The organism is Clostridium sp. C8 (genome assembly GCF_001010885.1).
Taxonomy (GTDB): Bacteria; Bacillota; Clostridia; order Clostridiales; family Clostridiaceae; genus Clostridium; species Clostridium sartagoforme.
The window spans coordinates 1-9649 of record NZ_LBMX01000039.1 but is presented as its reverse complement, the minus strand read 5'-3'; the positions used below and the strand labels follow the sequence as shown (position 1 = coordinate 9649).

Sequence of the window (9649 nt, the reverse complement as noted above, 5' to 3'; positions counted from 1 at the left end):
ACAGTTCACAAGGCACAGTGCACAGTTGTTTTAATTTTTTCATTCTTTAATTTATAAATTGCTTTGCAATTTATATCATAACCTGTTACCTGTTACTTTATTCCAAAAACTGTGAACTGTGAATTGTGCGCTGTGAACTATATAAATTTAACACAAAAACCACCTACTATAATTTTTCTAAAGTAGATGGTCTTTAATTTTTAATTATATATTTTTAACTTGTTTTTTGTTACTTGCTCACTATAAACTCAAATCAACTGTGACTTGTGCACTGCGTACTGTGAACTGTAAGCTGGATAAATTATTCTTTGCTACCTTTAAGCATTTCACCTATAGCTGCAATGCTTCCAAGTGAAGATAATGTTTCATTTGGTAATATAAGCTTATTAGCTGGGTTATTAGCCATTTCTTTAAGAGCTTCAACTTGCTTTAAAGCTATAACTGTTTCATTAGTACCTGATTCTATAATTGCTTGGTTTACTTTTCTTATAGCTTCTGCTTCTGCTATAGCTATTTCTTCTATAGCCTTAGCTTTACCTTCAGCTTCAAGTAATTGAGATTCCTTTAAACCTTCAGCTCTTCTGATATTAGCTTCTTTTTCAGCTTCTGCTGCAAGTATCTTACCTCTCTTTTCCCCTTCTGCCTTTTCTATTTGAGATTGTCTTTGTCCTTCTGCTTCAAGGATCATAGCTCTCTTATTTCTTTCAGCTTTCATTTGTTTTTCCATAGCTTCTTGAATTTCTGTTGGAGGGATTATATTTTTAATTTCAACAGAAAGTATTTTTATACCATACGCATCTGTAACTTCATCTATAATACTTAAAAGATCTTGATTTATTTTATCTCTTCCTGATAATATTTCATCTAAACTCATGTTACCTAAGATATTTCTCATATTAGTTGTTGCTGAATATACTATACCTGATCTATAGTCTTCAATATTATAAACAGCATCTTTAGCATTTAATAACTTATAAAATATAACATTATCTACAGATATTTTAACATTGTCCTTTGTAATAACTGATTGTGGTGGCACATCTAAAATTTGTTGTTTTGTTGAAACCTTCTTTCTAACGAAATCTGCAAATGGAATTAAAAAGTGCCATCCTGGTTCTAAAGTTTTATGATATTGACCAAACCTTTCTACAACATATAAGTATCCTGTGTTTACAATTTTAATTGATGATAAGATTACTATTAATACAAAAAGTACTACTACTCCTGTAATTATTAATCCAATTAAATTTTCCATCTAAACTTCCTCCTCTTTTTTAATTATTAATTTAATACCGTCTATACCTGTGATTTTAAAACTTTCGTCTTTTTTTATTACTTCTCCTGAATTTAGTACAGTCCAATATATTCCGTCAACTTTTATTTTAGTTCTATCTACTATCTCCTCTTCTGCTTTCATAACTCTTCCTATATAAGTTTCTTCCATTAGAGGTGTACGTTTAACACCTTCCTTAAACTTTCGTTTAGCCCATGGATAACCTATCGAAATAGTTATTAAATTTACTACTAAGAAAAGTACTACTTGTATTCCAAATGATACTTCCAGTAAATCAGCTATCATTGCAACAAATGCACCTACAGCAAACCAAGCAAATAAGAAATTGCTTGTTGCTATGTCTATAGCAATTACTACAGCTGCAACTATAATCCAAAAAATTACCGCACTCATAATTTCCCCTCCTTTATTCTTTAATACCATTATAACATTTTTTAGTAAAAATTTGAATTCCATCAACTTATGAATTTATTATAACATTCTTCCTAACTTATTACAATATATCTTTTATCTTTTTAAAGGGTATATTATACCTTTTTATTTTGTTTTAATTCATATTTCTTCTATTATCATTGATTTTCTATTGTTTTCCTTTTATTATTTAACTATGTATATAAACTTGTTTATATATAAGTATTTTTATAACTATGAATTTTAAATATAAAAAGAGTTACAATAATTCATATACTATTATTTTAATTAGAATGGAGAGATTTTATGGATTTTATAAAAGTCGCAGCTGCATGTCCAGTTACTCGTGTAGCTGATATAGATTATAATTTAGAAAATATATTTACTTGTTTAGATGAAGCATACAAAAATAAAGCTAAGTCTATTGTTTTTCCTGAGCTATCTATTACATCCTATACTTGCAGTGATTTATTTATGCAATATAATTTGTTGGAAAAATCTGACCTTGCCATAGAAAAATTAATACAAAAAAGTAAAGGCCTAGATATGTTAATTGCTATAGGAGCTCCTCTAAGTTTCAAAAATGTACTATTTAATTGTGCTTATATAATATTTAATGGAAAACTTCTTGGAATAGTTCCAAAATCATATATCCCAAACTATAGTGAATTTTATGAAAAACGTTGGTTTAGTGAAGGCCTTGGAATAATTGATGAAAAAGTAGATTTTTCTTTTCAAAAAGATGTTCCATTTGGAACTAATTTAATTTTCACTTCTGGAAGATATAGTTTTGGATTTGAAATTTGTGAAGATCTTTGGGTTACAGTTCCTCCAAGTTCATATCTATCACTTCTTGGTGCAAATATAATAGGAAATCTTTCTGCTTCTAATGAACTTGTAAGCAAAAAGGATTATAGAGAAGCTCTTATATCGAATCAAAGTGCTAGATGTATGTCTGCATATATTTACTCATCTGCCGGGGTTCATGAATCCACAACCGATCTTTTATTTAGCGGACATATGCTAATTGCAGAAAACGGAACTATGCTTGAAGAAAATGAGCGATTCCAAAGAGCTAATGAGATTATTTATTCATATATAGACGTTTTTAGATTAAACAGTGAGCGATTAAAAAATATAAGTTATAGAGATGCTTCAAGAATAGTTCCTTTTGAAGCTGAAATAATAAAATTTGATTATAAAGATACTAAAATAATTAACTTTGATAGATTCGTTGATAAACATCCTTTTGTCCCTTCTAATGTTAAATTACGTGAAGAAAGATGTAAGGAAATATTTAATATTCAGGCTTCTGCTCTAGCAAAGAGAATGGAGCATACTAACTTAAAGAAAGCAGTTATTGGAATTTCTGGTGGTCTTGATTCAACTTTAGCTTTACTAGTTGTTGTTAAAACTTTTAAACTACTAGGCTTAGATAATAAAAATATAATTACAATTACAATGCCTGGCTTTGGTACTACTGATAGAACTTATAATAATGCTCTAACCTTATGTAAGGAATTAGGATGTGACTTAAGAGAAATTAACATAGTAAAAGCTGCTCTTCAGCACTTTGAAGATATTGGTCACGATAAAAATATTCATGATGTTACTTATGAAAATGTTCAAGCCAGAGAAAGAACTCAAATTCTTATGGACTTAGCTAATAAAGAGGGTGGCTTATTAATTGGAACAGGAGATCTTTCTGAATTAGCTCTTGGATGGTGTACATATAACGGTGATCATATGAGTATGTATTCAGTAAATCCATCTATTCCTAAAACTTTAGTTAGATACTTAGTTAGATATGTAGCTGAAAAGGAGTCTACTCCTCAAGTTTCAGATACACTTTTAGATATATTAGATACTCCAGTTAGTCCTGAACTTTTACCTAAGAATGATAAAGGCGAAATCACTCAAAAAACTGAGGATATAGTTGGACCTTATGAATTACATGATTTCTTCTTATATCATTTTATTAAAAATGGTTCTTCTAAAGAAAGGATACAATTCCTTGCAGAACAAGCATTTAAAGATGATTATAGTAAAGAAGAAATAGAAAAATGGCTTGATAAATTTATATATAGATTCTTTACTCAACAATTTAAAAGAAGCGCTCTTCCTGATGGCCCTAAGGTTGGAAGTATTTCATTAAGTCCACGTGGAGATTGGCGAATGCCTTCTGATGCTTCTTTTAACTCCTTTAAGTAAAATAAAGATACTGTATTTCAAGTAGCCAATATCATTTCACTGGGAGTTTTTATAATTCTATTTATTCAAAATACCTAAATTACTATAACTCGCATACGCTCAAACAATAGTAATTCTTAACGGTATTCTGAAACATAGAATTATAAAACTCCAGCAGTTCATGATAATACTACTTTCCATACAGTATCTTTACTTTTATATAAAACTAGTTATATGGTACCTAACCCAGCAATAATAAACATTTCATCATTATATGCCATATCTTATAATTTAAAATTTATATTATGTTAGCTTATATGCTATTAAGATTATTTTCTTTTACTATCCAAGATAATCCCAAATGCAACGCCTAAAGATAATCCTATTGCTAACTGGTCAAATATTATACCAAATGTAACCCCTAGTCCAGAACAAAGTGCGAAGTAGTAGCCATTATCTTTTTTATCCTTTTTTTCACTCATTTTATCCCCCCATTTACCTTAATAAAATTGGATTATTTATTAATTTATATGCTTATTATACATAATTTTGGAATTATATTCTCTCTAGGCTACTCCTTTTTCTTTTATTTCTATCAACTTCCATTCATTATCTATAACATCTATTTTCATTTCATAGATATATGCCGATATTGGACCATGATACTTCATTCCACTTATTATTATTCCATTACTATTTTCATCCGGTCTCACACAGGTAAACATTAAAATATCTCCATTTATCGCTATTTGAGTCATTTCATCCGCTAACCCAATTTCTTTTAATTTAAAAATAGATGCATTTAATATTTTCTTGTTATACCTTTTAAAATGGTTTATCATCTTTTGTCTATCATCATAAGTAGTTTCCGAAAAATCGGCTGACTCCATATCTAAAATGATATAGTCTTTTGTATACCCATTTTTATAATGTATAATATCATAAGTGTACATAGCATCATAAGCTAAAATAAATGCATCTATTATTCTTGGATTATCTTGTTTTATTTTTACATTACTGACAATATCAAAAACCATAAGTATGCATAGAAAATTTTTAATAATATGATTACCTATCACTATAAATCACTACTTTCTAAGTTTTACTTATTTTTTATCAATACATCTCAAATTATTCTTTCACCATCTTTGCTTAATCTTATATTTATTTAATATTAATCTTCTTTATCTAGAAGCTAATGTAAATGTACTTTAAAAACTTGTATTAAAAAGTGTATCTACAAATTTTATAAATAAACATACTCTGAATATTATTACTAGCATTAATGAATATAATAAAAAAGGAACTGCATATTTTATCAGTACCTTTTTTATTATATTTATGTATTTAATTAGTTTAATGTTTTTGACCTCTTATTTACGACTCTAAGTAATGTTAATATAGCTCCAATTAAGCAAATACACCCTATTCCGGCAAATACAAATCTCATTGCATAAATAAATATATCTGCTCTACCTTCTACATACCCAGAAACCTTATATCCAATTTTACTGCTCATTCTACTATATAAAATACTTGTTGAAAGTGCTATCCCAGTAGTTGTTCCTAAGTTTCTTACTAGTCCATTCACACTTCCTGCTATTCCAAGCTTGGTTTTATCAACTGTAGACATTATTAATGAATTATTTGGTGATTGGAATATACCACTTCCTAATGATACTAACCCAACAAATATTGCAACAATTATTAGTGATGTGTACTGATTAAAGATAGTTAACGAGAAAATACCAATAGTTAAAATACTTAACCCTATACATGATATCTTTTCACTTCCAAGTTTATCTGACAGATGTCCACTTATTGGTGCAACTATTGATAATATTATTGGAGAAACTGTCATCATAAATCCTGCTGAACTTGGGGTAAGCTTCAATACATCTTGATAATAAAAGGGTAAAATTATATTTATTGCTCCTATTGAAACAAATGATGTAAATCCACAAAATATACTTAATGAAAATAATTTATTTTTAAATATATTTATATCTAACATAGGACTTATTATTTTTTGCTCTACCTTTATAAATATAAATAATAGTACTAAAGAAAGCACAAAGGCTCCCATAATTATAGGATTTGTATATCCTATACTTTGCCCGAAATTTATAGATGTAAATAACATTATTATTGAAATCATGAATAAAAAAGTTCCTTTTATATCAAAGGGAACTTTTTCAGTAATCTTTTTAAAGTTTAATACCTTTAATACTCCTATATAAACTAAAATTCCTATTGGTATATTTATTAAAAAAATGTATTCCCATGGTGCTACTGATACTATAAGACCTCCTAAAGTTGGTCCTACCATAGTTCCAAGAGCAACTGCAGTTCCTGTCATTCCAAGAGCTCTACCTCTTTTGGTAGGAGGAAATGTTTCTGTAATTATTCCTTGGTTAGTTGCCATTGCAGCTCCAGCACCTATTGCTTGAATTATCCTAGATAATATAAGCATTATAAGGCTGTTTGATAAACCACAAAATAATGATCCTAAAGTAAATACTCCTATTCCTATTTTAAAAACTTTACTTTTACCAACTATATCTCCTAGCCTTCCAAACAATAAAATAGTTGCACATATAGTTATTAAATAACTTGTAACTACCCATTCTATTCCAGCCATTGTTGTTCCAAGTTCTCTTGACATTGTAGGTAAAGCTACATTTACTATACTACTATCAAGAGTTGTCATAAAAGTCATAGGTAATACCGTAAGTAATATTGCCCATTCTTTTTTCATCTTCATATACTTCATCTCCTAGTCTATCTATTACATTCAATCATTAATAATACTATTATTTTTTGAAAATGAAAATCCATTAAAAAAAACAGAAACTTAAATTTAAGTTAAAATTTTGAGATTATCTTTAAAATCTTCATACTTTCATAAAAATTCAAATTTTATATGATTTTATTATAGTAAAACTTGAATACCTCTTCTTTCTTCAAAATTTCTTGAGCTTCTATATAAGGTCTCATTATTACATTTTTACTTTCTTCTAAATAAAATTTAGCATATCCACCTTCACCATATTTTTCTACCAAATGTGAATATACTCTTTTATATGTTTCTTCTTCATTTAAAGTATTATAATTCTTTTTCGAAAAATTGTAGCATCTTTCTATCATATCATATATATCTGTTGTTCTATCTGCATCTGAAACTATATATCCATATATACTTCTTGGTTCATGAGCATTAGAAGCCCTATGATCTTCACATGCTTCCCCCATTGAAATAAGCTCTTCTTTTGTAAACCAATTTTCTAAATTAGTATCATTTATAAGCATATCCTTTGAATGAATTTGATGTATTTTTCTATCTATACTCATTCCTAAATCATGATATATTGCAATAGTTAATACCATACTTTTATTTACAGGGAAATATTTTGACAGTTTAATTGATGAATCTATTACAGTTGCTATATGCTTTATTCCATGACCCTTATCAAAGGCTTTATATTTTTCTAAAATATCTTTCATTAAGTATTTTAATAAAGATTGCTCTATTTCGTTATTAATTATAGTATAAGTTTCTTTGCTTATTATTTTTTTTATTTCATATAAATTTTCCATATTTTACTCCTTTTTATAGTTACTCTAATCTATCTACTTTATAAAATAAACACTAAAAAATATTATATTTAATAATTTGTATCTAAACAAGTAAAGTTTTATAATAATTATATATTGTTATGTTTTGGAATTAATGGGGGAGATATAATGAAAATATCAATTTTATATTTTAGTAAAACTGGTCATACAAAAGAAATGGCTAATGTAATAGCTGATGGAATTAGAAAAGTTCCTAATATTGAAGTTGGGGTATTTGCTTTAGATAGTATAGATGATAAATTTTTGCTAGATAGTAAAGCTGTAGTATTTGGTACACCTACTTATTATGCAAATACTTGCTGGCAGATAAAGAAATGGTTTGATGAATCTAACCATTATAACCTTGAAGGTAAAATTGGAGCTGTCTTTTCTACAGCACATTATGCTCAAGGAGGTGCTGACACTGCAATTCTTACAATAATTAATCATTTAATGGTAAAAGGAATGTTAGTTTATTCTGGAGGCTCTGCTCTTGGAAAACCATTTATTCATTTAGGAGCTGTTGCTATAGACGAAAACTTTGAAGAAAGTAAATCTATGTTTTCAATATTTGGAGAACGTATTGCTTTAAAAGCTAAGGAGTTATTTAACTAGTAAAAATTCAAATAAATTTTTTATAACATATTTTAATTTATATATTTTAAAAATTAATATATATAACTATAATAAATAAAGCTGCCGCAAAGTAAATAATTCTTAATTGATTTATTTATGCGACAGCCTTTACCTTGAGGTTTTATAAAACATTTTATTTTATGCTTTTCTTTTAATTAAATAATAAGTAATCATACTCATTATAATAGATATTGTACCAATTATAATTATAGTATGTTCAAAATAAACTCCATACATAGGCCCAAGAAATATTATAACAAATGGTATTAATATTTTAGCATACATAGCTGCATTCACTACAACTACTGTTATAACTACTAATAATAAATTAGATATCCAAAATCCTAAAAATATTTTTAATAGTTTTTTACTTCTTAACATACTTCCTAGAAAAATAATCAAGCTCCAGATTAGTAAATAAGATATTGTTACTATTACATTTTTACTAATTATTGGGCTTCCCATAAGAAATTCATTAAAATTTAAACATAAACAAATAATTATATTTAATATTCCTATTATGAGTATTGCTACTTTTTTGACCTTCAGTTCTAACTTTTCTTTAATATTATCTTCCAAAATAACTCCTTCTAAAGATTTTTATCTTTCCTTATTAATTTTTTCTATATTAATATGTTACATTTAAAAACTTACAAAAGTACTTTTCTATTACTTAAATTTTTCTAACAAAATCATTAATATAAAAATTTTTATACTTTATAGAAATCTAATATTGTTATAATATAAAATAATGATTCTAATTTTATAAATAATATTTATTAAAACACAATAATCAATTACATATAAAGGAGGATTTTTTATGAAATGTATTTCTATTTCTGGAAAATCAGGACACGGAAAAGATACTTTAGCCTTAAGATTAAAGGAGTTATTAGAGAAAGAAGGTAAAAAGGTATTTATTATTCATTATGCTGATTATTTAAAAATGGTTGCATCGAAAGTCTATAATTGGGATGGCTCTAAAACTGGTAATGGAAGAAGCTTACTTCAAAGCCTGGGTGATAAGATGAGAGCTGTAGATGAAATGTTTTTAATAAATGAATTGCTTAAAATATTATATTTAGTTAAAGATGATTTTGACGTAGCTCTAATTCCTGATGCTAGATTCCCTAAAGAAATAGATTGTTTAAAATCTATTGGTGAAACTGTATCAATTCATATTACAAGAGTAAATTATAAAAACAACTTAACCGACACCCAAAATATACATAAAACTGAAATATCCCTTGATGATTATAAGTATGATTATAATCTATATTCTTATGAAAATGAAAATATTTCTGATATTCCCTTAATAATAAATGATATATTGTCTTAAAGTTTTCTTGTAAAATATTTTGATTTTTTTATCATTTTAATAAATAAGAAAATAGAGCAAACTAAACAATTTGCTCTATTTTCTTATACTAAATGTTATTATGCAATTTCTTCAATATCTCTAACTTCTCTAAGCTTTTGTTCGTAAGCGGTTCAGAAAATAGC

The 9649-nt window shown here is 27.0% G+C and carries 10 protein-coding genes; 3 read left to right on the top strand and 7 right to left on the bottom strand.

Going from position 1 to position 9649, the window contains the following annotated elements:
• Positions 1 to 301 precede the first annotated feature (301 nt).
• Together AAT22_RS05260 and AAT22_RS05255 are read right to left on the bottom strand one after the other, a co-directional pair.
• Complete coding sequence (locus AAT22_RS05260; RefSeq protein WP_016207042.1) at positions 302 to 1255, bottom strand: SPFH domain-containing protein; 954 nt, start codon at positions 1253 to 1255, stop codon at positions 302 to 304.
• On the bottom strand, positions 1256 to 1687 hold the full coding sequence (locus AAT22_RS05255) for an NfeD family protein (RefSeq protein WP_016207043.1): 432 nt from the start codon (positions 1685 to 1687) through the stop codon (positions 1256 to 1258).
• Between the two features lie 324 nt (positions 1688 to 2011).
• Here AAT22_RS05255 and AAT22_RS05250 point away from each other — a divergent pair, with 324 nt between their 5' ends.
• Entirely contained in the window at positions 2012 to 3916 is a 1905-nt protein-coding gene (locus AAT22_RS05250; protein WP_047000484.1) for an NAD(+) synthase, read from the top strand.
• A gap of 308 nt (positions 3917 to 4224) precedes the next feature.
• Here AAT22_RS05250 and AAT22_RS19260 read toward each other — a convergent pair whose 3' ends face one another.
• From AAT22_RS19260 to AAT22_RS05235, 4 genes are all read right to left on the bottom strand, one after another.
• Positions 4225 to 4377 carry a hypothetical protein gene (locus AAT22_RS19260; protein WP_172655004.1) on the bottom strand — a complete coding sequence of 51 codons (153 nt, stop codon included), beginning with the start codon at positions 4375 to 4377 and terminating at the stop codon, positions 4225 to 4227.
• An 84-nt stretch (positions 4378 to 4461) separates the two neighbouring features.
• Entirely contained in the window at positions 4462 to 4932 is a 471-nt protein-coding gene (locus tag AAT22_RS05245; protein ID WP_156174285.1) for a hypothetical protein, read from the bottom strand.
• 314 nt (positions 4933 to 5246) lie between these two features.
• Positions 5247 to 6659 carry an MFS transporter gene (locus tag AAT22_RS05240; protein WP_047000482.1) on the bottom strand — a complete coding sequence of 471 codons (1413 nt, stop codon included), beginning with the start codon at positions 6657 to 6659 and terminating at the stop codon, positions 5247 to 5249.
• Between the two features lie 155 nt (positions 6660 to 6814).
• Positions 6815 to 7492, bottom strand: coding sequence for an HD family phosphohydrolase (locus tag AAT22_RS05235; RefSeq protein ID WP_052953912.1), 678 nt, complete (start codon positions 7490 to 7492; stop codon positions 6815 to 6817).
• Positions 7493 to 7639: 147 nt separating this feature from the next.
• On the opposite strand from AAT22_RS05235, the gene AAT22_RS05230 reads away from it, so the two are divergent.
• A complete protein-coding gene (locus AAT22_RS05230; protein WP_047000481.1) occupies positions 7640 to 8125 on the top strand; it encodes a flavodoxin domain-containing protein in 486 nt (161 codons plus the stop codon).
• Between the two features lie 159 nt (positions 8126 to 8284).
• Here the strand turns inward: AAT22_RS05230 and AAT22_RS05225 are convergent, their stop codons facing one another.
• On the bottom strand, positions 8285 to 8725 hold the full coding sequence (locus AAT22_RS05225) for a hypothetical protein (RefSeq protein ID WP_016207049.1): 441 nt from the start codon (positions 8723 to 8725) through the stop codon (positions 8285 to 8287).
• 241 nt (positions 8726 to 8966) lie between these two features.
• On the opposite strand from AAT22_RS05225, the gene AAT22_RS05220 reads away from it, so the two are divergent.
• Complete coding sequence (locus tag AAT22_RS05220) at positions 8967 to 9485, top strand: hypothetical protein (protein ID WP_047000480.1); 519 nt, start codon at positions 8967 to 8969, stop codon at positions 9483 to 9485.
• Positions 9486 to 9649: the final 164 nt, after the last annotated feature.

Excerpts from the sequence above, each read along its gene's own strand:
- AAT22_RS05260 (WP_016207042.1), bottom strand. The coding sequence starts at position 1,255 with ATGGAAAATTTAATTGGATTAATAATTACAGGAGTAGTAGTACTTTTT.
- AAT22_RS05255 (WP_016207043.1), bottom strand. The coding sequence starts at position 1,687 with ATGAGTGCGGTAATTTTTTGGATTATAGTTGCAGCTGTAGTAATTGCT.
- AAT22_RS05250 (WP_047000484.1), top strand. The coding sequence starts at position 2,012 with ATGGATTTTATAAAAGTCGCAGCTGCATGTCCAGTTACTCGTGTAGCT.
- AAT22_RS19260 (WP_172655004.1), bottom strand. The coding sequence starts at position 4,377 with ATGAGTGAAAAAAAGGATAAAAAAGATAATGGCTACTACTTCGCACTT.
- AAT22_RS05245 (WP_156174285.1), bottom strand. The coding sequence starts at position 4,932 with ATGGTTTTTGATATTGTCAGTAATGTAAAAATAAAACAAGATAATCCA.
- AAT22_RS05240 (WP_047000482.1), bottom strand. The coding sequence starts at position 6,659 with ATGAAGATGAAAAAAGAATGGGCAATATTACTTACGGTATTACCTATG.
- AAT22_RS05235 (WP_052953912.1), bottom strand. The coding sequence starts at position 7,492 with ATGGAAAATTTATATGAAATAAAAAAAATAATAAGCAAAGAAACTTAT.
- AAT22_RS05230 (WP_047000481.1), top strand. The coding sequence starts at position 7,640 with ATGAAAATATCAATTTTATATTTTAGTAAAACTGGTCATACAAAAGAA.
- AAT22_RS05220 (WP_047000480.1), top strand. The coding sequence starts at position 8,967 with ATGAAATGTATTTCTATTTCTGGAAAATCAGGACACGGAAAAGATACT.